The organism is Methylobacterium sp. 1A, assembly GCF_058072805.1.
In genome coordinates this window covers 402,301-427,165 of the sequence record NZ_JBYQVE010000002.1, presented here as the reverse complement: position 1 = coordinate 427,165, position 24,865 = coordinate 402,301, and the positions used below count along the sequence as shown (strand labels likewise).

The 24,865-nt window shown below is 69.8% G+C and carries 27 protein-coding genes and 2 tRNA genes; 20 read left to right on the top strand and 9 right to left on the bottom strand.

All coding sequences use genetic code 11. The annotated features are described in order from the left end of the window. Positions 1 to 223 precede the first annotated feature (223 nt). Positions 224 to 412 carry a 50S ribosomal protein L32 gene (gene rpmF / locus ACX9MN_RS22230; RefSeq protein WP_003601373.1) on the top strand — a complete coding sequence of 63 codons (189 nt, stop codon included), beginning with the start codon at positions 224 to 226 and terminating at the stop codon, positions 410 to 412. A 19-nt stretch (positions 413 to 431) separates the two neighbouring features. On the opposite strand, the gene ACX9MN_RS22225 is transcribed toward rpmF, so the two are convergent. Beyond that, on the bottom strand, positions 432 to 746 hold the full coding sequence (locus ACX9MN_RS22225) for a hypothetical protein (RefSeq protein WP_489725485.1): 315 nt from the start codon (positions 744 to 746) through the stop codon (positions 432 to 434). Positions 747 to 839: 93 nt separating this feature from the next. Then, a complete protein-coding gene (phaR, locus tag ACX9MN_RS22220) occupies positions 840 to 1,436 on the bottom strand; it encodes a polyhydroxyalkanoate synthesis repressor PhaR (protein ID WP_020090776.1) in 597 nt (198 codons plus the stop codon). Positions 1,437 to 1,761: 325 nt separating this feature from the next. Here phaR and ACX9MN_RS22215 point away from each other — a divergent pair, with 325 nt between their 5' ends. The 4 genes from ACX9MN_RS22215 to ACX9MN_RS22200 all read left to right on the top strand — a co-directional run bounded on the left by ACX9MN_RS22215 (position 1,762) and on the right by ACX9MN_RS22200 (position 4,970). After that, positions 1,762 to 2,946 carry an acetyl-CoA C-acetyltransferase gene (locus tag ACX9MN_RS22215; RefSeq protein ID WP_427507309.1) on the top strand — a complete coding sequence of 395 codons (1,185 nt, stop codon included), beginning with the start codon at positions 1,762 to 1,764 and terminating at the stop codon, positions 2,944 to 2,946. Positions 2,947 to 3,060: 114 nt separating this feature from the next. After that, positions 3,061 to 3,789, top strand: coding sequence for an acetoacetyl-CoA reductase (gene phbB / locus ACX9MN_RS22210; RefSeq protein WP_020090774.1), 729 nt, complete (start codon positions 3,061 to 3,063; stop codon positions 3,787 to 3,789). A 506-nt stretch (positions 3,790 to 4,295) separates the two neighbouring features. Then, positions 4,296 to 4,709 carry a hypothetical protein gene (locus ACX9MN_RS22205; protein WP_489725484.1) on the top strand — a complete coding sequence of 138 codons (414 nt, stop codon included), beginning with the start codon at positions 4,296 to 4,298 and terminating at the stop codon, positions 4,707 to 4,709. 21 nt (positions 4,710 to 4,730) lie between these two features. Beyond that, the gene (locus ACX9MN_RS22200) at positions 4,731 to 4,970 is read left to right on the top strand and encodes a hypothetical protein (protein WP_489725483.1); all 240 of its coding nucleotides are present in this window, start codon (positions 4,731 to 4,733) and stop codon (positions 4,968 to 4,970) included. Positions 4,971 to 5,192: 222 nt separating this feature from the next. On the opposite strand, the gene ACX9MN_RS22195 is transcribed toward ACX9MN_RS22200, so the two are convergent. Beyond that, on the bottom strand, positions 5,193 to 6,419 hold the full coding sequence (locus tag ACX9MN_RS22195) for a glycerophosphodiester phosphodiesterase family protein (RefSeq protein ID WP_489725482.1): 1,227 nt from the start codon (positions 6,417 to 6,419) through the stop codon (positions 5,193 to 5,195). Between the two features lie 95 nt (positions 6,420 to 6,514). After that, positions 6,515 to 6,943, bottom strand: a complete 429-nt coding sequence (locus tag ACX9MN_RS22190) for a cupin domain-containing protein (protein WP_020090769.1) — start codon at positions 6,941 to 6,943, stop codon at positions 6,515 to 6,517. 99 nt (positions 6,944 to 7,042) lie between these two features. On the opposite strand from ACX9MN_RS22190, the gene ACX9MN_RS22185 reads away from it, so the two are divergent. Next, positions 7,043 to 7,666: a ribonuclease D gene (locus tag ACX9MN_RS22185; RefSeq protein ID WP_020090768.1), complete on the top strand. Its 624-nt coding sequence runs from the start codon at positions 7,043 to 7,045 to the stop codon at positions 7,664 to 7,666. 164 nt (positions 7,667 to 7,830) lie between these two features. Here the strand turns inward: ACX9MN_RS22185 and ACX9MN_RS22180 are convergent, their stop codons facing one another. Next, positions 7,831 to 8,469 carry a VOC family protein gene (locus ACX9MN_RS22180; protein WP_489725481.1) on the bottom strand — a complete coding sequence of 213 codons (639 nt, stop codon included), beginning with the start codon at positions 8,467 to 8,469 and terminating at the stop codon, positions 7,831 to 7,833. A 218-nt stretch (positions 8,470 to 8,687) separates the two neighbouring features. Continuing rightward, a complete protein-coding gene (glnA, locus tag ACX9MN_RS22175) occupies positions 8,688 to 10,097 on the bottom strand; it encodes a type I glutamate--ammonia ligase (protein ID WP_012322030.1) in 1,410 nt (469 codons plus the stop codon). A gap of 333 nt (positions 10,098 to 10,430) precedes the next feature. Between glnA and ACX9MN_RS22170 the strand changes: the two genes are divergently transcribed. Further along, entirely contained in the window at positions 10,431 to 11,465 is a 1,035-nt protein-coding gene (locus ACX9MN_RS22170) for a glutamine synthetase beta-grasp domain-containing protein (protein WP_012322031.1), read from the top strand. Positions 11,466 to 11,731: 266 nt separating this feature from the next. Here ACX9MN_RS22170 and ACX9MN_RS22165 read toward each other — a convergent pair whose 3' ends face one another. Together ACX9MN_RS22165 and ACX9MN_RS22160 are read right to left on the bottom strand one after the other, a co-directional pair. Continuing rightward, positions 11,732 to 11,911, bottom strand: a complete 180-nt coding sequence (locus ACX9MN_RS22165) for a DUF2735 domain-containing protein (RefSeq protein WP_091926542.1) — start codon at positions 11,909 to 11,911, stop codon at positions 11,732 to 11,734. Between the two features lie 182 nt (positions 11,912 to 12,093). Further along, positions 12,094 to 12,432 (bottom strand): P-II family nitrogen regulator, encoded by a 339-nt coding sequence (locus ACX9MN_RS22160; RefSeq protein WP_003600526.1) that lies wholly within the window; start codon positions 12,430 to 12,432, stop codon positions 12,094 to 12,096. A 194-nt stretch (positions 12,433 to 12,626) separates the two neighbouring features. Here ACX9MN_RS22160 and ACX9MN_RS22155 point away from each other — a divergent pair, with 194 nt between their 5' ends. Then, on the top strand, positions 12,627 to 14,129 hold the full coding sequence (locus ACX9MN_RS22155) for an NAD(P)H-hydrate dehydratase (protein ID WP_489725480.1): 1,503 nt from the start codon (positions 12,627 to 12,629) through the stop codon (positions 14,127 to 14,129). 16 nt (positions 14,130 to 14,145) lie between these two features. Here ACX9MN_RS22155 and ACX9MN_RS22150 read toward each other — a convergent pair whose 3' ends face one another. Beyond that, entirely contained in the window at positions 14,146 to 15,648 is a 1,503-nt protein-coding gene (locus ACX9MN_RS22150) for a multicopper oxidase family protein (protein ID WP_489725479.1), read from the bottom strand. Positions 15,649 to 15,796: 148 nt separating this feature from the next. Between ACX9MN_RS22150 and ACX9MN_RS22145 the strand changes: the two genes are divergently transcribed. The 12 genes from ACX9MN_RS22145 (at position 15,797) to ACX9MN_RS22090 (ending at position 24,858) form a co-directional block, all read left to right on the top strand. Next, positions 15,797 to 15,881: transfer RNA gene (locus tag ACX9MN_RS22145), tRNA-Leu, on the top strand. 131 nt (positions 15,882 to 16,012) lie between these two features. Then, complete coding sequence (gene tig, locus ACX9MN_RS22140; protein ID WP_042672154.1) at positions 16,013 to 17,446, top strand: trigger factor; 1,434 nt, start codon at positions 16,013 to 16,015, stop codon at positions 17,444 to 17,446. A 126-nt stretch (positions 17,447 to 17,572) separates the two neighbouring features. Next, entirely contained in the window at positions 17,573 to 18,199 is a 627-nt protein-coding gene (locus tag ACX9MN_RS22135) for an ATP-dependent Clp protease proteolytic subunit (protein ID WP_012322036.1), read from the top strand. 184 nt (positions 18,200 to 18,383) lie between these two features. Beyond that, positions 18,384 to 19,655, top strand: a complete 1,272-nt coding sequence (clpX, locus tag ACX9MN_RS22130) for an ATP-dependent Clp protease ATP-binding subunit ClpX (RefSeq protein ID WP_020090762.1) — start codon at positions 18,384 to 18,386, stop codon at positions 19,653 to 19,655. A gap of 246 nt (positions 19,656 to 19,901) precedes the next feature. After that, positions 19,902 to 22,328, top strand: coding sequence for an endopeptidase La (gene lon / locus ACX9MN_RS22125; protein ID WP_489725478.1), 2,427 nt, complete (start codon positions 19,902 to 19,904; stop codon positions 22,326 to 22,328). An 83-nt stretch (positions 22,329 to 22,411) separates the two neighbouring features. Continuing rightward, positions 22,412 to 23,131 (top strand): aspartate/glutamate racemase family protein, encoded by a 720-nt coding sequence (locus tag ACX9MN_RS22120; protein WP_489725477.1) that lies wholly within the window; start codon positions 22,412 to 22,414, stop codon positions 23,129 to 23,131. A 61-nt stretch (positions 23,132 to 23,192) separates the two neighbouring features. Next, positions 23,193 to 23,268, top strand: a tRNA-Val gene (locus tag ACX9MN_RS22115). A gap of 90 nt (positions 23,269 to 23,358) precedes the next feature. Next, complete coding sequence (locus ACX9MN_RS22110) at positions 23,359 to 23,619, top strand: hypothetical protein (protein WP_489725476.1); 261 nt, start codon at positions 23,359 to 23,361, stop codon at positions 23,617 to 23,619. A 13-nt stretch (positions 23,620 to 23,632) separates the two neighbouring features. Continuing rightward, a complete protein-coding gene (locus ACX9MN_RS22105) occupies positions 23,633 to 24,139 on the top strand; it encodes a hypothetical protein (protein ID WP_489725475.1) in 507 nt (168 codons plus the stop codon). A gap of 3 nt (positions 24,140 to 24,142) precedes the next feature. Then, positions 24,143 to 24,328 carry a hypothetical protein gene (locus ACX9MN_RS22100; protein WP_489725474.1) on the top strand — a complete coding sequence of 62 codons (186 nt, stop codon included), beginning with the start codon at positions 24,143 to 24,145 and terminating at the stop codon, positions 24,326 to 24,328. 12 nt (positions 24,329 to 24,340) lie between these two features. Next, a complete protein-coding gene (locus ACX9MN_RS22095) occupies positions 24,341 to 24,583 on the top strand; it encodes a hypothetical protein (protein WP_489725473.1) in 243 nt (80 codons plus the stop codon). Further along, positions 24,580 to 24,858, top strand: coding sequence for a hypothetical protein (locus ACX9MN_RS22090; protein WP_489725472.1), 279 nt, complete (start codon positions 24,580 to 24,582; stop codon positions 24,856 to 24,858). The genes ACX9MN_RS22095 and ACX9MN_RS22090 overlap by 4 nt, the downstream gene beginning before the upstream one ends. Positions 24,859 to 24,865: the final 7 nt, after the last annotated feature.

Here is a 24,865-nt window from a genome sequence, read left to right as displayed (position 1 = left end):
CGTTCTCCCGAGAGGCGCGGCCCGCACAGCGGTGCCGTCCGGCCAGATCTGCGCCGCTCCGCTTGAACCCGCCCTTAACGGTTGTGGTCCGGCACCCCTAGTCACGGGCCGGCGCCGGAGCTATAAGCCCGGCCTCATCCGTATCCCGCGGTGTGCGTGGCGATCCTCGATCGAGGAGCCGCCCGCGCGCCGCTTTGTCCGCGGCGTCACGAAGGATCCAGCCATGGCCGTTCCGAAGCGAAAGACCTCCCCCTCCCGCCGCGGCATGCGCCGCTCGGCCGACGCCCTCAAGGCGCCGACCTACGTCGAGGACAAGGATTCCGGCGAGCTGCGCCGTCCGCACCACATCGACCTGAAGACCGGCATGTACCGCGGCCGTCAGGTCCTGAAGGTGAAGTCGGCCGAGGCCTGAGCCTCGCGAGGGCGGCGCCTCAGGCGAGGCGCCGCGCGGCCTCCGCGTAGCGCGCGGCGGCCATCCGGGTCCGTTCCAGGCGCGACGGCAGCAGCGTCGGATCGCCCGCCGTCAGCAACTGCGCGATGAAGCCGGCGCGGGGTCTCCCCGCGGCCGCGCGTTCCGCTGTCCGGGGGGCGGGCGGCTCATCGGACCGGCCCCCGTCGATCAGGGCGAGCGCCTGGACCTCCGTCCGCGCCGTCTCGGGGGAGGGGTCCGCGTCCGGGACCGGCGCGCGCCGGGTGGAGCGGACCTGTGTCGGGCCGAGACGGCTGACTGTTCCGATACGCACCATGCGCACATTCTCCGCACGTTTCCGTGCCCGTGTCGCAAAGGTGGGGCCGACGTTTACCGATCGTCAACCCTTCGTCCGGTCGGTCCGGCCGAATTACTTTTTCGCGAGCGCTTCCAGGCGCTGCTGCATCTCCAGCATCTGGCGCTTGAGATCGTCCAGCTCGCCGCCCCCGTAGGATGTGGGCTGAGTCGCGGCCGGCGCGGTCGGCTGGGCTCCCGGCGCAGGCGGGGCGAAGCCCGTGAACATCTTCATGGCATCGCCGAAGAAGTTCATGTTGGTGCGCACCTGCTGCTCGATGGCGTTCTGGAACGCCGCCGGGCCGAAGCTCTGGGCGAACTTCTCGCGCAGGCCGTCCTGGTCCTTGGCGAAGTTCGCCATGGAGAATTCGAGGAAGCTCGGCACCATCGTGCGCATGCTGTCGCCGTAGAAGCGGATCAGCTGGCGCAGGAACGCCACCGGGAGCAGGTTCTCGGCGCCGGCCTTGTTCTCTTGCTCGAAGATGATCTGCGTCAGGACCGAGCGGGTGATGTCGTCGCCCGTGCGCGCGTCGTAGACGACGAAATCCTCGCCGTTCTGCACCATCGTGGCGAGGTCCTCCAGCGTCACGTACGTCGAGGTGCCGGTGTGATAGAGGCGCCGGTTGGCGTACTTCTTGATGACGGTCTGGGTGGCCTTGACGGTATCCGCCATCGGGAACGGCCTTTCTGGACTCGGGACCGGGGGGCGTTGCAGACGCGCGGTGCTGTCTGACGGGGGCTGTCTTCGCGCCCGCAACACGATCCTTAAAGCCTTCCCCGGGCGCAGAAAACAGCAAACTGCAGCTGTTCAACGCAGAATAATGCAGAGCGGTCGGGGCGGTCGCGCCATTTCAGTCTCGCGGTCGCGTCATCGGCGCGTTTGGCGCGTTGATCCACAACCTTGACTTCGCCCACCTCAGGCCCTTCATCCCAGGGCCGGCACAGAGCGCGCCCCGGGACGTGGAAGGCGCGCCGGCTCGCGAGAGGAGAACGTTCACATGGCAGGCAGCGAAGAGATCGTCATCGTCGGGGCGGCGCGCACGCCGGTCGGCTCGTTCGGCGGCGCCTTCGGGGCGGTGCCGGCCCACGAGCTCGGCGCGACGGCGATCAAGGCCGCCCTGGAGCGCGCCAAGGTCTCGCCCGACGAGGTGGACGAGGTGATCTTCGGCCAGGTCCTCACCGCGGGCGCCGGCCAGAACCCCGCCCGGCAGGCGGCCATCAAGGCCGGCATCCCCGAGAAGGCCACCGCCTGGGGCCTCAACCAGGTCTGCGGCTCGGGCCTGCGCACGGTCGCGATCGGCATGCAGCAGATCGCCAACGGCGACGCCAAGGTCATCGTGGCCGGCGGCCAGGAATCGATGTCGCTGTCGCCCCACGCGCAGTACCTGCGCGGCGGCCAGAAGATGGGCGACGTGAAGCTCGTCGACACCATGATCAAGGACGGGCTCTGGGACGCCTTCAACGGCTACCACATGGGCCAGACCGCCGAGAACGTCGCCCAGGCCTTCCAGCTCACCCGCGAGCAGCAGGACCAGTTCGCGACCCGCTCGCAGAACAAGGCCGAGGCCGCCCGCAAGGAGGGCCGGTTCAAGGACGAGATCGTCCCCGTCACGGTGCCGGGCAAGAAGGGCGACACGGTCGTCGACACCGACGAGTACATCCGCGACGGCGCCACCATGGAGGCGATGGGCAAGCTGAAGCCGGCCTTCACCAAGGACGGCACCGTCACGGCCGCCAACGCCTCGGGCCTCAACGACGGCGCCGCCGCCCTGGTGCTGATGTCGGCCTCGGAGGCCGAGCGCCGCGGCCTGACCCCGCTCGCCCGGATCAAGTCCTGGGCGACCGCGGGCGTCGACCCGAAGGTGATGGGCACCGGCCCGATCCCGGCCTCGCGCAAGGCCCTGGAGAAGGCCGGCTGGAAGCCGTCCGACCTCGACCTGATCGAGGCGAACGAGGCCTTCGCGGCCCAGGCACTGGCCGTCAACAAGGACATGGGTTGGGACGACGCGAAGGTGAACGTCAACGGCGGCGCCATCGCCATCGGCCACCCGATCGGTGCCTCGGGCGCCCGCGTCCTCGTCACCCTGCTCCACGAGATGAAGCGCCGCGACGCCAAGAAGGGCCTCGCTACGCTCTGCATCGGCGGCGGCATGGGCGTGGCGATGTGCGTCGAGCGGACCTGATCGGTCTGTCACGACAGTATCGGCCCACAACATAGACTTAAGGCCGAAGTCAGAAAAAATCGCGTGCGGACGCCATCCGCACGCGGCATCAAGTGATGCGAACAGGAGGAAACAATGGCTCAAGGACGCGTCGCCCTCGTGACGGGCGGCACCCGCGGCATCGGCGCGGCGATCTCGAAGCGGCTCAAGGACAAGGGCTACAAGGTCGCCGCTAACTACGCCGGCAACGACGAGGCGGCCAACGCCTTCAAGGCCGAGACCGGCATCCCCGTCTTCAAGTTCGACGTGGGCGATCTCGCGAGCTGCGAGGCCGGCATCAAGGCGATCGAGGCCGAGCTCGGCCCGGTGGACATCCTGGTGAACAACGCCGGCATCACCCGGGACGGTGCCTTCCACAAGATGACGTTCGAGAAGTGGCAGGCGGTCATCAAGACCAACCTCGACTCGATGTTCACCTGCACCCGTCCGCTGATCGAGGGCATGCGCAGCCGCAACTTCGGCCGCATCATCATCATCTCGTCGATTAACGGCCAGAAGGGCCAGGCCGGGCAGACCAACTACTCGGCCGCCAAGGCCGGTGTGATCGGCTTCGCCAAGGCGCTCGCGCAGGAGAGCGCCTCGAAGGGCATCACGGTCAACGTGGTGGCGCCGGGCTACATCGCCACCGAGATGGTGATGGCGGTGGCGGAGGATATCCGCAACAAGATCATCTCCACGATCCCGACCGGCCGCCTCGGCGAGGCCGACGAGATCGCCCACGCGGTCGAGTATCTGGCGAGCGACGAGGCCGGCTTCGTGAACGGCTCGACGCTGACCATCAACGGCGGCCAGCACTTCGTCTGATCGCCGCGGGCGCGCCGGATCGACCCGGCGCGCCCGCCCTGTGGGCGAGCCGCCCCACCGCGCCGGACGCGCAACTCTCCGTCCGGTGAGCGTTCCTTCCGACACTCCGCGCGGCCGAGCCCGACGACGGCGCTCCTAGCGCCGGGCCCCGCCTGCCGGCGACCGTCCCGGGCCGCGCCGGTCCGGCCCACGCGCCGCGCGCGCCGCCGGCCGTGCTCGCGGGCCCGCCCCACCGACCCATCAAGCGTGACGAAAGTCCTTCCCCGCGTGCGGAATCGCGCGTCGGGCGGGATAACGGGCATTGCGGGCAGCGATCGAGCCTCCGGCCCGCGTGTTCTGAGACACGAACAATTCGAACGGCCTCGTATAGACCTCCTTCCATCGGCTCACGGATGGTCCTGCCGATAGAAATCGAGGTCCTGAGGATCATGAACAACTGGTTTCACGGTAAATTCGGCGTTCAGTTTATCGGCGCCAGCCAGAATTGTTCTTCCCGCACGGCCGCGATGCGTGACGACCGCTCCGCGGCCCGCCGCCCCGCGCTGCCCGCAATCGCGAAGCTCGGGCTCGCGGCGGCCTGTGCCCTGGGGCTGGCGGCCTGCGTCACCCCGCAAGAGCGCCACGCGCTGGATCAGAACCAGTGCTACGCCTTCGGCTTCGAGCCCGGCACCGACGGCTTCGCCGAGTGCATGATGGGGCTCCACCAGCAGCGCGCCGTCGCCCAGTCCAACAGCAACCTGTACTGGCAGGCGCAGCTCGCCGAGCAGAACCGCCGCCGCGAGGCCCAGCAGGACCTCTACAAGGTCATGAGCCTGCAGCGCGCCGGCGACGCGCGGTTCCCCGTCTGCGGCGCCTCCTCGGACGGCGGCATGGATCGCCGGACCATGACTTGGTACGGCCCGAACTGCCGCGCCCGCTGATCCGGATCGAGGGAGGTTCCCATGTCTGACGTGACGACGCGCGGCCCGCGCAACCCGAGCCAGATCATCTTCGTGACGGTGGCCCTGTTCGGCACCGCCGTCGGGTTCGCGACCGCCAGCCTCGTGTGGTTCACGCTGGCCGTTCTCGGCTCCGCCGCGCTGACCTGCGCGGGGTACGGCCTGATCCGGCGGCGGCTCGGCTGGAAGCCGCTGAACGGCGAGTACCTGTCCAACCTCCTCTACGTGCTGAGCCCGTACTAGGCGGACACCACGCATGCCCCCGCGGACGCGCCGCGGGGCTCATCGGCGGGCGGCGCAGGCCCATGAAGGCCTGGCCGCGCCGCGCCCCCCATCCCCGCAGACCGCGCCGCCTTCGAGGCCACCATGACGCTCGCCCTCATCATCACCGGCTTCCTGATCGTGAACTTCGTGATGGCCGGCTTCTTCTCCCTCGTGGCCCTCTGGGCCGACTGAGCGGCGGCGTTACGGAGCGCCGACGCAGTTGGCGTAGAAGGTCGTGGTCGCGGGCCAGTCGGAGAAGACCCCCAGCACGCCCACCTGACCGTGCAGGACGTCGAGCAGCTGCAGGATGTCGCCGTCGCCGGTGACCACTGGCTTGATCGACTGGTAATAGTACCCGCCGCCGCCCTTCAGGGAGCCCGAGCGCTCCAGCGACCACGCGATCAGCCCCAGCCCGGCCGCCTTGGCCTCCCGGGCGTAGGTCGAGGGCTCGATCGTCCCGTCCGGGCCCGGCCGGACCAGCATCCACAGCGGCGGCGCCAGGATCTTCACGCCCCTCCGGGCGAGCTCGGCCATGCCGGGCTGCCACGTGGCGGGCTTCTCCGGGTCGAAGCCCTTCGCGGTCTCGTCCCGGTCGTCGAGGAAGATCGCCTGGCGGCCGAATTCCGGATCCTTCTCCAACCAGTAGAGGATGTCGCGGAGCTGGAAGCTCTGCGGGTAGACGTCGGAGGCCGGGATCCCGGCCTCCCGGTACTCGTCGACCAGCTGCTGGGCGTACATGTCCTGCGTGTAGGTGCCCTGGAACGGCATCGGGACCTGGGGCGCCTTCAGCTCGGGGGTGAATTTCCGCCCCATCCCCTTCACCAGCGCGATGTACTCCTTGTGCGAGATCAGCGTGCCGGTGCCGGCGTAGAGGTCGGTGCGCCAGCGCGGCGTGGCGTTCATGTAGGCCGCCACCGTGGTGGCGTCCGGGTCGGACGCGTCCATCTTCCCGTTCAGCGACTTGAATTCGTCCAGCGTCAGGTCGCTGGTGCAGCACTTGGCCGAGGCCTTCCGCCCGGTGGCCGGGTCGGCCGGCGTGAAGCCCTGCGTGCACTTCGCCGCGAGCTCGGGCCGGGCGAGGATGTCGGTGGTCGTGTGCAGGTCGCACTGGCTGTGGCGGCAGACGAGCTGGCGGTCCTTGGTGAAGGCCACGTCGCACTCGATGATCCCGGCGCCCATCCGGTACGCGGCGAGCAGGCCCTCCCGGGTGTGTTCGGGGAACATCAGCGGCGCGCCGCGGTGCGAGATCGAGAAGGTCCGGGGCGTGTAGGTCCGGTCGACGCCGCAGGCGGCGAGCCTGTCCTTGAGCGGGCCGGGCTTTAGCTGGTCGACGAGATAGAAGGGCCGGGGGCCGAGCTGGGCGGCCTCGCCAGCGAGCGCGGGGCCCGCTCCCAGAAGCAGCCCCAGCCCCAATATGATCGCACGCATCGCGAACCTCCCGTTTCAGGCCGCCGGTAGAGGGGGACGGTGACAGGGGCGTGACCCCGCACGCCCCGGCGCGCCGCCGCCATGATAGCGGCGGATCATCCGCGCGGCGTCGGCCGCCAGTCGGGCGGCGCCATCTCGAAGCCGGCGAAGTCGAAGCCCGGCGAGACCGTGCAGCCGACGAGCGTCCAGGCGCCCAGGCTGGTGGCGGTCTGCCAGTGGCCGGCCGGCACGACGCATTGCGGGCGCTGCCCGGCGGCGAGGTCCGGCCCGAGATGCCGGGCCTCGGCGTCGTGCCCGTTGGGGCTCGTGGTGATCACCAGCGGCGCGCCGGCGTGCCAGTGCCAGATCTCGGTGGCGTCGACCCGGTGCCACGCTGAGACCTCGCCGAGGTCGAGCAGGAAGTAGATCGCGGTGCCGACCGAACGGCCGTCGACGGTCCGTGGATCGCGGAACGTCTCGCGGTAATGGCCGCCCTCCGGATGGGGCTTCAATCCCAGGGTCGCGATCACCTCGGCTGCCGTCATGTCCAGCTCCCTGTCGGTCCCGGCCGCGCGGATCGTCCGCGGCTTGCCGGCACTTGGCACCGATGCTACCGGCCGAAAACCCCGCAAGGTCCGAGAACGATGCCGAGCCCGACCGTACGTCTCCACCGCGGCGACCTGCCCGCCACCTACGACGCGGGGCGGGCGGTGGCCATCGACACCGAGACGCTCGGTCTCAACCCGCATCGGGACCGCCTCTGCGTGGTGCAGCTCTCCACCGGCGACGGCACGGCCGACGTGGTGCAGATCCCGCAGGACGGGCCGGAGCCGGTCGTGCTCAAGCGGGTCCTGGCCGATCCCGGCATCCTGAAGATCTTCCACTTCGCGCGGTTTGACGTGGCGGTCCTGTACAGGGCCCTCGGCGTCATGCCGAGCCCGGTCTACTGCACCAAGATCGCCTCGAAGCTCGCGCGCACCTACACGGATCGCCACGGGCTGAAGGACGTGGTCCGCGAGCTGGTCGGCGTCGACCTGTCGAAGCAGCAGCAATCCTCGGACTGGGGCGCCGAGACCCTGTCGCAGGCCCAGCTCGACTACGCGGCCTCGGACGTCCTCCACCTCCACGCGGCCCGGGAGCGGCTCGACGCGATGCTGGCCCGGGAGGGTCGCACCGACCTCGCGTCCGCCTGCTTCGGCTTCCTGCCGACGCGGGCGCGCCTCGACCTCGACGGCTGGCCCGAGACCGACATCTTCGCGCACACCTGATCGTCCGGCGGGGCCTGCACACTTCCTGTGCGGAGTGAGACTTTCCTGTCACCGCACCGCGATAAGTCGCTGGTAGGTTGTGGCTGCCTGGGCTTCCGAGTCCCGGCCAGGCCCTCCTCGCCGGTCGCCCACCCGATCAGGCCGGCGAGGAGGGTCCGTCGCCCTCAGGTCAGGGTCCGCGGGCCCGACGGCGTGCTGATCCGGGCAGTCCAGCGCGGGCCCGGGCCGGACACAATCTGCGGTGGAACGTCGAGGCCCAGCGCCGCGTGAAGCCCCGCGACGGCGGCGGGATCCGGATCCGTCAGGACGAGCGCCTCCAGACCGGCGCCGAGATCCGGCATCGTCGCGGCGGGATTGCCGCGCGGTCCCCACGCCATCGCGCAGGGCGCGGCCCCGTCCGCCGGCCACGCCCCGCCCGGGGGCACCGCGAAGCGCCAGGACAGGTCGCCCCGGGTCATCGTCGCCGCCGCGCCCAGGAGCGCGCCGTGCGCGGCGAGGAGGCCGTCGAGATCGTCCGCGCGGGCGACGAAGCCGCGCAGTCGCCGGCCCGAATCCCAGTCGGCCCGCACCCGCGCCGCGTCGCCGAGGCCGAACCAGCGGGCGCCCGACGGCGGCGGCGCCTCCGGATCGACGGCGATCACCTCCAGGAACAGGGCGTCGCCGAGGCGCAGCAGGTGGTTGCGCGTGCCCATCTCGCGGTGGCGACCGCCCTCGGGCATGGCGAGGCCGAGGCAGTCCCGCACATGGGCCACGCCCTCCGCGAGGTCGGGCGCGACGACGACGAGGTGGTCGAGGGTGAGCATCGTTCGGGCTCCGTGTGCGCGGGCACCTATGCAGCCGGCCGCCGGGCATGCCCGGGACCGCACCGGTCCCGACCCGGTCTCGGCGCTCACGGGCTGCCTCGGGTGAGGCGGCGAGGGGTAACGTCTGAGCGTCCCCAAGAAAAAGGCCGGGGCCCCGCGAGAGGCCCCGGCCCGGAAGTGCGTGCCGGGCCGGGCCTCGTGCCCGGCCGGCTCTCACATCACAGCGAGTAGTACTGCACGAACTCGATCGGGTGCGGCGTCATCTCGTAGCGCAGCACCTCGGTCATCTTCAGCTCGATGAACGAGTCGATCTGGTCGTCCGAGAACACGCCGCCCTCCTTGAGGAAGGCCCGGTCCTTGTCGAGGCTGTTCAGGGCCTCCCGGAGCGACCCGCACACGGTCGGGATCTTCTTCAGCTCCCGCGGCGGCAGCTCGTACAGGTCCTTGTCCATGGCCGGGCCCGGGTCGATCTTGTTGCGGATGCCGTCGAGGCCGGCCATCAGCAGCGCCGAGAAGGCGAGGTAGGGGTTCGCCATCGGGTCGGGGAAGCGGACCTCGACGCGCTTGGCCTTCGGGCTCTTGGTCCACGGGATGCGGCAGGAGGCCGAGCGGTTGCGCGCCGAGTAGGCGAGCAGCACCGGCGCCTCGTAGCCCGGCACCAGGCGCTTGTACGAGTTGGTCGACGGGTTGGTGAAGGCGTTCAGCGCCTTGGCGTGCTTGATGATGCCGCCGATGTACCAGAGGCACTCCTGGGACAGGCCGGCATACTTGTCGCCCGCGAAGACCGGCTTGCCGTCCTTCCAGATCGACTGGTGGACGTGCATCCCTGAGCCGTTGTCGCCGTAGACGGGCTTGGGCATGAAGGTCGCGGACTTGCCGTAGCTCTGCGCGACGTTGTGGATGCAGTACTTGTAGATCTGCATGTGGTCGGCGAGCAGGGTCAGCGTGTCGAACTTCATGCCGAGCTCGTGCTGGGCCGAGGCCACCTCGTGGTGGTGCTTCTCGACCTTCACGCCCATGGACTGCATGGCCGCGAGCATCTCGCCGCGCATGTCCTGTGCCGAGTCCTGCGGCGGCACCGGGAAGTAGCCGCCCTTGGTCTGGACCCGGTGGCCGAGGTTGCCGCCCTCGTAATCGGTGAAGCCGTTGGTCGGCAATTCGGTGGAGTCGAGCTCGAAGCCCGTGCGGTACGGGTCGGCGCCGAACTTCACGTCGTCGAACACGAAGAACTCGGCCTCGGGGCCGACGTAGATCGTGTCGCCGATGCCGGTCTGCTGCAGGTAGGCCTCGGCGCGCTTGGCGGTGCCGCGCGGGTCACGGCCGTAGGGCTCGCCGGTGGCCGGCTCCAACACGTCGCAGACGATCGACATGGTCGCGGCCGAGAAGAACGGGTCCAGCGTGGCGGTGACGGGATCCGGCATCAGCAGCATGTCGGACTCGTTGATCGCCTTCCAGCCGGCGATCGAGGAGCCGTCGAACATGGTGCCCTCGTCGAAGATCTCCTCGTCGATGAGCGACACGTCGAACGTGACGTGCTGCCACTTGCCGCGCGGGTCGGTGAACCGGAAGTCCACGTAACGCACGTCGTTGTCCCGGATCGTCTTCAGCACCTCGGCCGCAGTCGTCATCGTGGGCATCCTCCAGGGATCTCTGAATCGGCTCTCGTGGCGCACCCGCACGCGGTCGCGCGCACCGGCAAGCGGCGCTTGATATCCGGCGCGGGCGTACCTTGCCACCCGCCGGGCAGCGGAATCGGCCGACGGATGAAACGATCGGCCCATTCGCGCACCCGATCTCGTAACCGTGATGGCAGCTCCGTTTCTAGGGCACCGTTGTTCTCCGGCAATGGCCTTCCTGGCACGATCCATGCAATTGCGGCCGCAGCCGTCGACGAGGCGGCAAGCCGTTCGCGTCTTCCCGGGTTGCCCAGGTCGCGCATCGATACGGACGAGAGAACCGGAATGACCAAATACAAGCTCGAGTACATATGGCTCGACGGGTACACGCCGACCCCGAACCTCCGCGGTAAGACGCAGATCAAGGAATTCGACAGCTTCCCGACCCTCGAGCAGCTCCCGATGTGGGGCTTCGACGGCTCGTCCACCAAGCAGGCCGAGGGCGGCAGCTCCGACTGCATGCTGAAGCCCGTGCGCCACTTCCCCGACCCGGCCCGCAAGAACGGCGTGCTGGTGATGTGCGAAGTGATGATGCCGGACGGCGTGACCCCGCACGAGTCCAACAAGCGCGCCACCATCCTGGACGATGCCGGCGCCTGGTTCGGCTTCGAGCAGGAGTACTTCCTGTACAAGGACGGCCGCCCGCTCGGCTTCCCGGCCTCCGGCTACCCGGCGCCGCAGGGCCCGTACTACACCGGCGTCGGCTATTCGAACGTCGGCGACGTCGCCCGCAAGATCGTCGAGGAGCACCTCGACCTCTGCCTCGACGCCGGCATCAACCACGAGGGCATCAACGCCGAGGTGGCCAAGGGCCAGTGGGAGTTCCAGATCTTCGGCAAGGGCTCCAAGAAGGCCGCCGACGAGATGTGGATGGCCCGCTACCTCCTGCAGCGCCTCTGCGAGAAGTACGGCATCGACGTCGAGTACCACTGCAAGCCGCTCGGCGACACCGACTGGAACGGGTCGGGCATGCACTGCAACTTCTCGACCGCGTTCATGCGCGAGCACGGCGGCAAGGCCTACTTCGAGAAGCTCATGGAGGCGTTCAAGAACGCCCGCGAGGAGCACATCGCCGTCTACGGTCCGGACAACCACATGCGCCTGACCGGCAAGCACGAGACCGCCTCGATCCACGAGTTCTCGTACGGCGTGGCCGACCGCGGCGCCTCGATCCGCGTGCCGCACTCCTTCGTGAACAACGGCTACAAGGGCTACCTGGAGGACCGCCGTCCGAACTCGCAGGGCGACCCCTACCAGATCGCCTCGCAGGTGCTGAAGACGATCGCTTCCGTGCCGACCGAGGCCGCTGCAGCCGCGTAAGACGCGGAGCTTCGACAGACGATGCGAAGCCGGGCCCTCGGGTCCGGCTTCGCCGTTTCCGGGGTAACGGGCTTCCGATCTACCCCGTCCTGAGGGTTGGAGCGCGGCGCAGGCCTCGACGGAAGCCTCCGGGGATCGCGCGGACCGCCGGGCGCCCTTTCGAGGCCCGCTGGCGCGGGCACGTCAGGATGAGTGGGTCGGGTGAGGGAGCCCGTCGGGCCTGCTCGACGGCCGCAGGGGCGCCATCGCTCCCGAATTCCCCCGCCTCAGGACCGCCGCGGGCGCTCGTCCTCGCGGATGGCGGCCTCGTGGTACCACGCGCCTCCGCCGAAGCTCGGCACGGGCGCGGGCTTCGCCTCCGGAGCCGCCCGGGCGGTCTCGCGCGCGCGTCGGAACGCGGACAGATCGTAGATCTTGGCGGTCTCGCGCGGGTCCGTGGCGGCCATCGCACTTCCTCCTGCACCGGTTCGAGCGGCCGATCGGGCCGGCCGTTCCCGATGATGTGGGGTGCGGGAAGCGGCGCTCCAGGGCCGGAGGCGCCGATGCCGGACATTCGCGCAGTGCGAAATCTTAGGCAGTGTCGCGCGGTGCGCGGCCGCCGGCGGTCTCACGACCGCGGGCGGAAGGGTCAGATCGCGTCCGTGCCGGTCTCGCCGGTGCGGATGCGGATCGCCTCCTCGATCGTCGAGACGAAGATCTTGCCGTCGCCGATGCGCCCGGTCTGGGCCGACTTGCGGATCGCCTCCACGGCGCCCTCGACCAGGGCGTCGGACAGCACGATCTCGAGCTTCACCTTGGGCAGGAAGTCGACCACGTACTCGGCGCCCCGGTAGAGCTCCGTGTGGCCCTTCTGACGGCCGAAACCCTTCGCCTCGATGACGGTGATGCCCTGGAGGCCGACCTCCTGGAGCGCCTCCTTCACCTCGTCGAGCTTGAAAGGCTTGATGATCGCTTCGATCTTCTTCATGCCGCTCGGGCCTGCGCTGCGGTGCCTGGCATTTCTAACATCCTCGTGACGCCTTCGCCACGCCGTTTTCGCGGCGTGTCCGACCATAGTGCCTATTTGCTGTGCGATGCACGCACATCCTTAGAGCGCTTCACCGGAATCTGGCGCGATTTTAGTCAGGGCTGATCGGTGCACGGGCAGAGGCGGAGACGGATATGCGGTTGCTGACGGTCGCGGCAATGAGGCGGGTCGATGCCGCGGCAATCGAGGGCGGCGTGCCGGGCCTGACGCTGATGGAGGCGGCCGGGGCCGCCGTGGCCGGGCGCGCCCGGGCGAGGCTCCCGGCCGGTGGCCGCGTCGTCGTCCTGTGCGGGCCGGGCAACAACGGCGGCGACGGCTACGTGGCCGCGCGCCTGCTGGCCGAAGCCGGCTACGCGGTCGAGCTCCTCTACCTCGGCGCGGTGTCGGCGCTGACGGGGGACGCCGCGCTCGCGGCCGCGGCCTGGACGGGGCCGGTGCGCCCGGCCGAGGGCGGCGCGCTGCCGTCCGGCGACCTCGTGATCGACGCGCTTTTCGGCGCCGGCCTGTCGCGCGACCTCGACGGCGCCGCCCGAACGCTCGTGGAGGCGGTGAACGAGGCCGGGATGCCGGTGCTCGCCGTCGACGTGCCGAGCGGGGTCGACGGCGATACCGGCGCGGTGCGCGGCGCCGCCATCCGGGCAGTGGAGACCGTGACCTTCGTGACCTTCAAGCCCGGGCACCTGCTCCAGCCAGGGCGGGGCCTGTGCGGCCAGCTCAGCCTCGCCGATATCGGAACCGGCCCGGCGGCGCTGGAGGCGGGCCTGGCCGCCGGCGCGCCCCTCGACCGGAACGGGCCCGACCTGTGGGGCCGGGACTTCCCGCGCCTCACCGGCGCGAGCCACAAGTACACCCGCGGCCACGCCCTGGTCCTGTCCGGGCCGGCCACCAAGACCGGCGCCGCCCGGCTCGCCGCCCGCGGCGCCCTGCGGGTCGGGGCCGGGCTCGTCACCGTCGCGTCCCCGACCGCCGCGCTGCCCGAGAACGCCGCCCACCTCACGGCGATCATGCTGCGGCCCTGCGAGAGCGCCGACGACCTCGACGACCTGCTCACCGACGAGCGGCTGAACGTGATCCTGGCCGGACCCGGGCTCGGCACCGGCGAGCCGACCCGGGAGCGCGTGGCCGTGGCGGCCGCGGCCGGGCGCGGCCTCGTCCTCGACGCCGACGCGCTGACGAGCTTCGCCGGCAAGGCGCCGCTGCTCGCCGCCCATCTCGCCGACGGGGACGCGCGGGCCGTGCTGACCCCGCATGCCGGCGAGTTCGCGCGGCTCTTCGACGGGACGGACGCGATGGCCGAGGGCGCCGACAAGGTCGCCCGGGCCCGCGCGGCGGCCGCGCTCACCGGCGCCGTGGTGGTCTTCAAGGGGGCCGACACGGTGATCGCGGCCCCCGACGGCCGTGCGGCCATCAACGACCACGGCAGCCCCTATCTCGGGACGGCCGGGTCCGGGGACGTGCTCGGCGGCCTGATCGCCGGCCTGCTCGCGCAGGGCATGGAGCCCTTCGCGGCCGCCGCGGCCGGCGTCTGGCTTCACGGGGATGCGGGCCTGCGCCACGGGCCGGGCCTGATCGCCGAGGACATCCCCGAGCTGATGCCGGCGGTCTTGCGCGACCTCGTCGCGTCGACCGGGGGCTGACACGGCGGCCGACCGCTCAGGTGACCTCGAACATCGTCCAGAGGCCGGTGTCGAACCGTTCCAGCACCGTGGCGCTGATCAGCCAGCGCCCCGGATTGTCCGCCAGGAAGCCGATCCGGGCGGTCCGCCCCTCCAGGAGCTGGAACGTGTCGAGCCAGTAGGGCTCCCAGCCGTCGTCCAGGGGATGGAGCAGGCGGAAGCAGTGGCCGTGTAGGTGCAGGGCCTGCGGGAAGGCGGTCTCGTTGCGCAGGGCCAGCACCACCACCTGCCCGCGCTTCACCGAGAAGATCGGCGCGAGGCCGGCGGTGCCGCTCGCGCCGTTCACCGACCAGATCTTCTGCGGGTCGCCCGTGTAGACCGGATCGAGCGCGGGGCCGTCCTTGGCTCCGTCCTTCACTCCGTCCTTGCCCTTCGGCACGAAGGCGCCGCCGGTGATCACCACGTCGCGGCGCAGGGCGTTCTGGAGCTTGATCTCGGCCGGCAGGCGCTTGTTCTCGCCGATCGGCCCGATCGGGGGCCGCTTCTCGGTGATCCGGGCGCCCTTGGTGACGACGCTCGCCAGGACCAGGCCCTTGCCGATCAGCGCGTGGATCTCGCAGGTGGCGCCTTCCTCCTCCGGCAGGTCGACGAGCAGGTCGTAGCGGGTGCCGGGCGGGAAGGGCAGGGTCGCCCGCAGGGGCTCGAACGTGTCGGTGGGCTGGCCGTCGACCGCCGCCACGTAGACCTTCACGCCCTCGAACTTGATGCGCGTTGCCCGGGCGTTGCAGGCATTGCCGAGACGCAGGCGGATTCGGGAGCCGGGCCTCGCCTCGAAGGCGCCCGGCACCGGCTTGCCGTTGACGGTCACGAGGTTGCCGAGGCGCCCGTTCGCGGCCGCGAGCGCCGTCTGCCCGAACGGCATGAGGGTGCCGTCGTCCTGGAGCCGCCAGTCCTGCAGGACGACGCTGACGTCGGCGTCGACCGCGGGCGGGTTCGTCTCCTCGACGACCAGCATGCCCGCGAGGCCCCGGCCCGACGGCTCGCTCGCCCCGCCGACGACCAGGGGCCGGATCAGGTAGGAGCCGGCATCCGGCGGCGTGAAAGTGTAGAGGAAGTCGCCGCCCGGCGGGATCGGCGCCTGGGTCACGCCGCCGACGCCGTCCATGGCGTTGACGTTGCGCACCCCGTGCCAGTGGAGCGACAGCGGCTTGTCGGTCCGGTTCTCGACCTTGAGGCGCAACGCCTGCCCGAGCTTCACCCGGACCACGGGCGGCAGGGCCTTGCCGTCGAAGCACCAGACCGGCGTCTCGGGCGCGGAGTCCGGCCTGAGTCGCGCCTTGCCGGGCGCCGCCGGCAGGGCCGCCGGCGCGGCCGCGGGCTCCGGCTGGACGGGCGCGGATGTCCCCGGCGCGGCGGCCGGCGCCTGGGCCCGCGCGGCCTCTGGCGCGAGCCCGAAGGCCGCCGCGGCGGCGAGCAGGGTTCGTCGCGACGGCGTGCCGGCGCGCGAATCGGTCGGCGGCACGGTGCGGGATGGCGGCATGGGATCTCGGCTGCGGCTCGCGACGGACCCGCTCCTTAGCGGCGCGCGGGCTCCCGCGCCACAGGGGCAAGTTTTTTGCTGCGGGCCCGCCGGCCCATGCTATAGGGCGCGCTTCCGGCGGCCGGCGATGCGCCGGATGTCGGCGCGCGCGGGCGTGGCGGAACTGGTAGACGCGCTGGATTTAGGTTCCAGTGTCGCAAGACGTGGGGGTTCGAGCCCCTCCGCCCGCACCAGGACCTCTGCTGAGGTTGCGGTCCCCTCGGGACCCTCCGCCCCGTACCCGACATCTCGGCATCCCGGTCCGCGCGAGCACGACGCCGGCCCGGCCGGCGAACCCAGGTTTCTTTGAAGAGCGACGACGACGATGCAGGTGACCGAGATCAACGCCCAGGGGCTGAAGCGCGAGTTTCAGGTTCTGCTGGCCGCCCAGGAACTCGAGGAGCGCCTGACCAACGAGCTGTCCGGCATGAAGGACAAGGTGCAGCTCAAGGGCTTCCGTCCCGGCAAGGTGCCGGTCGCGCACCTGCGCAAGGTCTACGGCCGCTCCGTGATGGCCGAGGTGGTGCAGAACGCCGTCAACGAGGCGAACCGCCAGATCGTCACCGATAACGGCCTCAAGCTCGCCCTGGAGCCGCAGGTCGAGTTCCCGACCGACCAGGCCGAGGTCGAGAAGGCGCTCGACGCCAAGGGCGACCTCGCCTTCAAGGTCGCCCTCGAGGTGATGCCGAGCTTCGAGCTCGCCGACCTCTCCGACGTCAGCCTGACCAAGCTCGTGGCCAAGCCCGCCGACGCCGAGGTCGACGAGGCCCTGGAGCGCATGGCCGGCCAGAGCCGTCCGTTCACCGAGCGCGAGGAGGGCGCCGAGGCCCAGAGCGGCGACCGCGTCACCATCGACTTCGTCGGCCGCATCGACGGCGAGGAGTTCCAGGGCGGCAAGGGCGAGGGCATCGACCTGGAGCTCGGCTCCGGCTCGTTCATCCCGGGCTTCGAGGAGCAGCTCGTCGGCGCCAAGGTCGGCGACAAGCGGCTCGTGAAGGTCACCTTCCCGGCCGAGTACGGGGCCGAGCACCTCGCCGGCAAGGACGCCGAGTTCGACGTGACCGTCACGAAGATCCAGGCGGCGGGCGAGGCCAAGATCGACGACGAGCTCGCCAAGTCCATGGGCATGGAGTCGCTGGAGAAGCTCCGCGAAGCCGTGTCCGAGGCGATCGGCCGGGATTTCGAGGCCGCCTCGCGCCGCCGGCTCAAGAAGGAGCTCCTCGACGCGCTGGACGGCAAGTACGCCTTCGAGCTGCCCCCGTCTTTGGTCGCGCAGGAATTCGCCGCCGTGTGGGCCCAGGTCGAGCAGGACCTCAAGACCCGCGGCAAGACCTTCGAGGACGAGGACACCACCGAGGAGAAGGCCCAGGCCGAGTACCGGAAGATCGCGGAACGGCGCGTCCGTCTCGGTCTCGTGCTTGCGCAGGTCGGCGAGAGCGCCGATATCAAGGTCTCGGACGAGGAGGTGAACCAGGCCCTCATCGCCCGGGTCCGGCAGTTCCCGGGCCAGGAGCAGCAGGTCTGGGACTTCTACCGGAAGAATGCGCAGGCGCTCGCGGAACTCCGCGCGCCCCTGTTCGAGGAGAAGGTCGTCGACCACGTCCTCGGGCAGGTCAAGCTCGTCGAGGAGCCCGTCTCGAAAGAGGCGCTTTTCGCGGACGAAGATGACGACGACACGACCGGCGGCAAGCCGGCAGACAAGGCCGAGGCCAAGGGCGAGTCCAAGACCGACGCCAAGACCGAAGCCAAGGCCGACTGAGTCCCGCTCTGTCCCAGGACGGCGGGCAAGGGTTAGGCGATGGTTAAGCATCGCCGGTGTTCGCTGACATGCCCGGGGCTGCCCTGATTCGCGGCAGCCCCGGGCCTCACTCCGGGGCAGGATGAGATGAGAGATCCGATCGACGTCTACAACAACGCGCTCGTGCCGATGGTCGTCGAGCAGTCGAGCCGCGGCGAGCGCGCCTTCGACATCTACTCCCGCCTGCTCCGCGAGCGCATCATCTTCCTCACCGGCCCCGTGGAGGATTACGGCGCGTCGCTGATCGTGGCGCAGCTGCTCTTCCTCGAGGCGGAGAACCCGAAGAAGGAAATCTCCTTCTACATCAACTCCCCCGGCGGCGTGGTCACCTCGGGCCTGTCGATCTACGACACGATGCAGTTCATCCGCTGCCCGGTGACGACCCTCTGCGTCGGCCAGGCCGCCTCGATGGGCTCCCTGCTGCTCACCGCCGGCGAGCCGGGCCACCGCTTCGCCCTGCCGAACGCCCGGATCATGGTCCACCAGCCGTCCGGCGGCTTCCAGGGCCAGGCGACCGACATCCTGATCCACGCCCGCGAGATCGAGGCGCTGAAGCGGCGCCTGAACGAGATCTACGTGAAGCACACCGGCCGCGACTACGACACGATCCACACGGCGCTGGAGCGCGACAACTTCATGACCGCCGACGCGGCCAAGGAGTTCGGGCTCATCGACGAGGTGATCGAGAAGCGTCCCGAGCCGGCGGCCGCCTGACCGGCCCGCGTCGCCTGACCGCCGCGGCGCGGCCTTGATCCCGCCGCGGCAGCGTGTTTGCATCGAGGTTCGGGCCCTTCGGTCAAAGGCGCGCAGCACACTGTTTCTTTAAACGGGCCCCCTACATTCATGCGATGCGCGTCCGCCCCTTGCCGGCGGCGGACGCGAGGAATCGGAGACCGATATGAGCAAGACTGGCGGCAACGACTCGAAGAGCACGCTGTATTGCTCGTTCTGCGGCAAGAGCCAGCACGAGGTCCGCAAGCTGATCGCCGGCCCCACGGTGTTCATCTGCGACGAGTGCGTCGAGCTGTGCATGGACATCATCCGCGAGGAGTCGAAATCCTCGCTGGTGAAGAGCCGCGACGGCGTGCCGACCCCCAAGGAGATCCGCCGCGTCCTCGACGACTACGTCATCGGCCAGGACTTCGCCAAGAAGGTCCTCTCGGTCGCGGTGCACAACCACTACAAGCGGCTCGCCCACGCGACGAAGCACAACGACGTCGAGCTGGCCAAGTCCAACATCATGCTGATCGGGCCGACCGGCTCGGGCAAGACCCTGCTCGCGCAGACGCTGGCCCGGATCCTCGACGTGCCGTTCACCATGGCGGACGCCACGACGCTGACCGAGGCCGGCTACGTCGGTGAGGACGTCGAGAACATCATCCTCAAGCTGCTCCAGGCCTCGGACTACAACGTCGAGCGGGCCCAGCGCGGCATCGTCTACATCGACGAGATCGACAAGATCTCCCGGAAGTCCGACAACCCGTCGATCACCCGCGACGTGTCGGGCGAGGGCGTGCAGCAGGCGCTCCTGAAGATCATGGAGGGCACGGTCGCCTCCGTCCCGCCCCAGGGCGGAAGGAAGCACCCGCAGCAGGAATTCCTGCAGGTCGACACCACCAACATCCTGTTCATCTGCGGCGGCGCCTTCGCGGGGCTGGAGCGGATCATCTCCCAGCGCGGCAAGGGCACCTCGATCGGCTTCGGCGCGACCGTGCAGGCCCCGGACGACCGCCGCACCGGCGAGATCTTCCGCTCGGTCGAGCCGGAAGACCTGCTGAAGTTCGGCCTCATCCCCGAGTTCGTCGGCCGTCTGCCGGTCCTGGCGACCCTGGAGGACCTCGACGAGGCCGCGCTGAAGAAGATCCTGCAGGAGCCGAAGAACGCCCTGGTCAAGCAGTACCAGCGGCTGTTCGAGATGGAGAACGTCGACCTGACGTTCCAGGACGAGGCGCTGTCGCTCGTCGCCCGCAAGGCGATCGAGCGCAAGACCGGCGCCCGCGGCCTGCGCTCCATCCTGGAGACGATCCTGCTCGACACGATGTACGACCTGCCGGGCCTCGAGTCCGTGGAGCAGGTGGTCATCGGTCCGGAGGTGGTGGAGGGCAAGTCGCGCCCCCTCTACATCCACGGCGACCGCAACAAGGACACGCCCGCGAGCGTCAGCGCGTAGGCACTCGGCAGGGTTGCATCAGGCGCCCGGCCCAGGCCGGGCGCGCTGCGGGGATCGCCTTGAAAACGCGCTTCCTCGCAGCCACCTCAGGCTCAGCGCGGTGGCCGCACGCTCCTTCGAGGTCCGGTCCGCGTCGCCAGCCGCAAAGTTAGCGAAATCCGACCCTCGCGGCCCGGTCGGCACCCGGCTGTAGGCGCGCTCCGTTCATGGGGGCGCCGAACCCGGGCGTCCCTGAGAGGAAGTCACATGTCACAGTCGAAATCGCGCCAGCCGGTGGTCCCGGGTTCGACGGGCACCTACGCCGTCCTCCCCCTGCGCGACATCGTCGTCTTCCCGCACATGATCGTGCCCCTGTTCGTGGGCCGCGAGAAGTCGATCCGCGCCCTCGAGGAGGCCGTCCGCACCGACCGCCACATCCTGCTCGCCACCCAGATCAACGCGGGCGACGACGACCCGGCGACCGACGCCATCTACAAGATCGGCACGCTCGCCTCGGTGCTCCAGTTGCTGAAGCTGCCCGACGGCACCGTGAAGGTGCTGGTCGAGGGTGTCGGCCGCGCCAAGGTCGTCGACTTCACCCGCTCGGACGAGTTCTACGAGGCGACCGCCGAGGCGCTCCACGACGAGCTCGGCGACCGCGTCGAGGCCGAGGCGCTCGCGCGCTCGGTGCTCTCGGAGTTCGAGAACTACGTCAAGCTGAACAAGAAGATCTCGCCCGAGGTCGTCTCCGCCGTGACCCAGATCGACGAGCCGTCCAAGCTCGCCGACACGATCGGCTCGCACCTGCTCGTCAAGATCTCCGACAAGCAGGGCATCCTGGAGACCCCCACGGTGGCGCAGCGCCTCGAGCGCGTGCTGTCGCTGATGGAGAGCGAGATCTCCGTGCTCCAGGTGGAGAAGCGCATCCGGACCCGCGTCAAGCGGCAGATGGAGAAGACCCAGCGCGAGTACTACCTGAACGAGCAGATGAAGGCGATCCAGAAGGAGCTGGGCGACTCCGAGGACGGCCGCGACGAGCTGGCCGAACTGGAAGAGAAGATCGAGAAGACCAAGCTCTCCAAGGAGGCCCGCGACAAGGCGACGGCCGAGCTGAAGAAGCTGCGCCAGATGTCGCCGATGTCGGCCGAGGCGACCGTCGTGCGCAACTACCTCGACTGGATGCTCGGCATCCCGTGGGGCAAGCGCTCGAAGATCAAGAAGGACCTGCTCGGCGCCCAGGCGCTGCTCGATGAGGATCATTTCGGCCTCGACAAGGTCAAGGAGCGGATCGTCGAGTACCTCGCGGTGCAGCAGCGCGCGAACAAGCTCACCGGCCCGATCCTGTGCCTCGTCGGTCCTCCCGGCGTCGGCAAGACCTCGCTCGGCAAGTCCATCGCCAAGGCGACGGGTCGCGAGTTCGTCCGGATGTCGCTCGGCGGCGTGCGCGACGAGGCCGAGATCCGCGGTCACCGCCGGACCTATATCGGCTCGATGCCCGGCAAGATCGTGCAGTCGATGCGCAAGGCCAAGACCTCGAACCCGCTCATCCTGCTCGACGAGATCGACAAGATGGGCATGGACTTCCGCGGCGATCCGTCGGCGGCGCTCCTCGAGGTTCTCGATCCTGAGCAGAACAGCACCTTCAACGACCACTACCTGGAGGTGGATTACGACCTCTCGAACGTGATGTTCGTGACCACGGCCAACACCCTCAACATCCCGGGCCCGCTCATGGACCGGATGGAGGTGATCCGCATCGCCGGGTACACCGAGGAGGAGAAGGTCGAGATCGCGCGCAAGCACCTGATCCCGAACGCCCTGAAGAAGCACGGCCTCGGGACGCACGAGTGGTCGATCGACGACGATGGCTTGATGATGCTGGTCCGCCGCTACACGCGGGAGGCCGGCGTCCGCAACCTGGAGCGCGAGCTGTCCAACCTGATCCGCAAGGCGGTGAAGGAGATCCTGATCACCAAGACCAAGTCGGTCGCGGTGACCCCGGACACCCTTCCGGTCTTCCTCGGCCCGCCGAAGTTCCGCTACGGCGAGATCGACGCGGACGATCAGGTCGGCGTGGTGACGGGTCTGGCCTGGACCGAGGTCGGCGGCGAGTTGCTGACGATCGAGGGCGTCATGATGCCCGGTAAGGGCAAGATGACGGTCACCGGCAACCTGAAGGACGTGATGAAGGAGTCGATCTCGGCGGCGGCGAGCTACGTCCGCTCCCGGGCGATCGACTTCGGGATCGAGCCGCCGCTGTTCGACCGCCGCGACATCCACGTCCACGTTCCGGAAGGGGCGACCCCGAAGGACGGTCCGTCGGCCGGCATCGCCATGGCCACCGCGATCATCTCGACGCTCACCGGGATCCCGGTCCGTCGCGACGTCGCGATGACCGGCGAGGTGACGCTCCGCGGCCGGGTCCTGCCGATCGGCGGCCTGAAGGAGAAGCTGCTCGCCGCGCTGCGCGGCGGCATCAAGACGGTGCTGATCCCCGAGGAGAACGCCAAGGACATCGCCGAGGTGCCCGACAGCGTGAAGAACGGGCTGGAGATCGTGCCCGTGTCGCGGATGGATCAGGTGCTGGAGAAGGCGCTGGTCCGCCAGCCGGTCGCAATCGAGTGGGAGGAGCCGCTCCCGGTGGCCAAGCCCGCCCGGACCGAAGAGGACGGCGCCGCCTTCGTGGCGCACTGAGCCGACCGATCGATTGAGACGAGCCCCCGGTGCCCCGAGCCCCGGGGGCTTTTTCATGCGCGGACGCGAGCGCGGAGGCCCGGATGCGCATCCTGCTGATCAACCCGAACACGAGTGCGCACGTCACCGATCTCGTCGCCGGCCATGTCCGCACTCAGCTCGGCGGCCGTGCGGAGCTGCGCGCCGTCACCGGCCGGTTCGGAGCCCGCTACATCGCGAGCCGGGCGGCGGCGGCGATCGCCGGCCACGCGGCCCTCGACGCTCTCGCGGAGCACGGCGCCGGCTGCGATGCGGTCTACCTGGCCTGCTTCGGTGATCCGGGCCTCCTCGCCCTGCGTGAGCTGTCGCGGGTACCGGTCATCGGCATGGCAGAGGCGGCCTGCCGCGAGGCCGCTGCGTCCGGTCGCTTCGGGATCGTCACCGGGGGCGCGGCCTGGGAGCCGATGCTGCGGGAGTTCGTGGCGGCGCTCGGCCTCGCCGACGCCCTCGCGGCCCTCCGCACGGTGGCTCCGAGCGGCGGCACCATCGCCCGTGACCCGGACGCGGCCCTGGAGATCCTCGCCGAAGCCTGCCGCGCCTGCGCGGGGGCCGGCGCCGAGTCGGTCATCCTGGGCGGTGCCGGTCTGGCCGGGCTCGCCGCGCGGATCGCCCCGCAGGTTCCCGTTCCGGTGATCTGCTCGGTCGAGGCGGGGACCCGCGCGGTTCTGGCCGCGGGCGCATTCGGGCAGGCCCCGTCGAGGCCTGACCCTGTCGAGAGCATCGGCCTGACAACCGCGCTGGCGACGCAGCTCATCGACCCCTGATAAGGATCCGGGGTGCGGACCCTTGCACCGGACCGGGACCATGCCGTAACGGTCGCCAGCCGGGCGGTTAGCTCAGTTGGTAGAGCGTCTCCTTTACACGGAGAGGGTCGGGGGTTCGAGTCCCTCACCGCCCACCATTGTTCGCAATGACTTAGCGCGAATTTCCGACGACTTGGCAGCTCAGGTCTCCGGTTATTCTCCAAGAACCCCGGATTTTGCGCTGCACCATGGCGAAAGAACCCGCGACCGTCTCCGAGCTGCGCAAGGCCGCCGAGATCACCGACCAGGAGATTGACGCTGCGGTCGACGCGGTGCTCGCCGATCTCGCGACTGAGGCCTACCCGCTCGCGAAGGGCTGGACCCTCGACCTCGTCGAGACGCTCCGCACGAACACGCGAGCGGCCGAGGCGCTCACCACCGACAAGCCGGCCTGGAAGCGCAACATGGTCCGAACCGCGATCCTGCTGGCCCATCCGGTAAAGGGATGACGAGGGTGGTGCCATGACCCCGGCCGAATACGTCGAAGTGGTCGTCATGCCGACGGTGCGGGAGTTCATGCAGAACACCGGCGACCGACGGCTCGCTTATCTGTCTGCGATCGCCGCCTTCCACATCTCTGACTACCTGTCGCGCACCGCGTCGCCAGCAACCAAGCCCGAGGCCGAGCTGAAGCGTATCCGCAAGGTGCTGCGTTCGGACCTGCCCTCATATTATGATGCGATTGACGGGATGGCGAACGGGACCAAGCACTGCGGCAGGGATTTCGGTGTGCCGTTCAGGCCCGGCGACGAGCAGTACGTGCCACCCTTCGGTTTCGGAGAGGGCTTCGGCGGCTTCGATCAGGGTCGCTGGGATGGCCCAGGTCTTCTTGTGCACGTAGGAGACGACCAGGTCTTCGTGGACAACGCTCTGGGCTACTTCCTGTTGGCCTGCGCGCGGCACTTCCCCGACCACATCCCGAGCATCCAGCCTTCGGATTGGGACCCGAAGTTCAAGCCGGCCAGCTGACAGATGCCGGACGACGAGGCCGACCCGGTCCTAGAGGTGGTGACGGCGTTGCGCGCAGCCGGCGTCGCGGTGGACCCGATCGGCGACGAGCTTGAACGCTGGCAGATCGGCGACCTGATCTTCTCGGATGCGGATCTGTGGCGCCTCGCCGCGAGCCGTGGACTCGTAGAGGACGGCGACTCGCGGTAGGCCGTCGCCGCCATGCCCTCCGAACCGAAAGCCCCGATCCGTGGCCGCCACCTTGAAGCCCTGCGCGCCGTCGCCGAGAACCCAGGCGGCCTGAGGCACGAGGCCTACCCGACCGTCATGCCGATCCTGCAGGAGCTCGGGTACGTCGAGGAGCGCCCGACCCGCGGGCGGACCAGTCGGCGCGCTTGGCACCTGACCCCGGGCGGACGCGAACTCCTGATCGCGCTCGGGATCCGCGAGAGCGCCGAGCCGTGACCTTCACGTGGCGCCGCACGTTTCCCGACACGCACCACGACTTCGTGGCCGAGGAAGCCGGCCAGCACGTCGGCCGGATCAAGCGCATCGCCGGTGGCCCGCAGAACGGCACCTGGACCTGGAGCTGCACCGGCTGCCAGCGCGGGCACGAGGCCGAGGGCGTGCGCCCGCTCAACGGGGAGGCCCCGACCCGGGACGAGGCGATCGAAGCGCTGGCCGCGGCATGGGCTCGCGCGAAGGCGTGGAGCGCGCGGACCGGCCGACCGCTGGCGTAGGTACCGG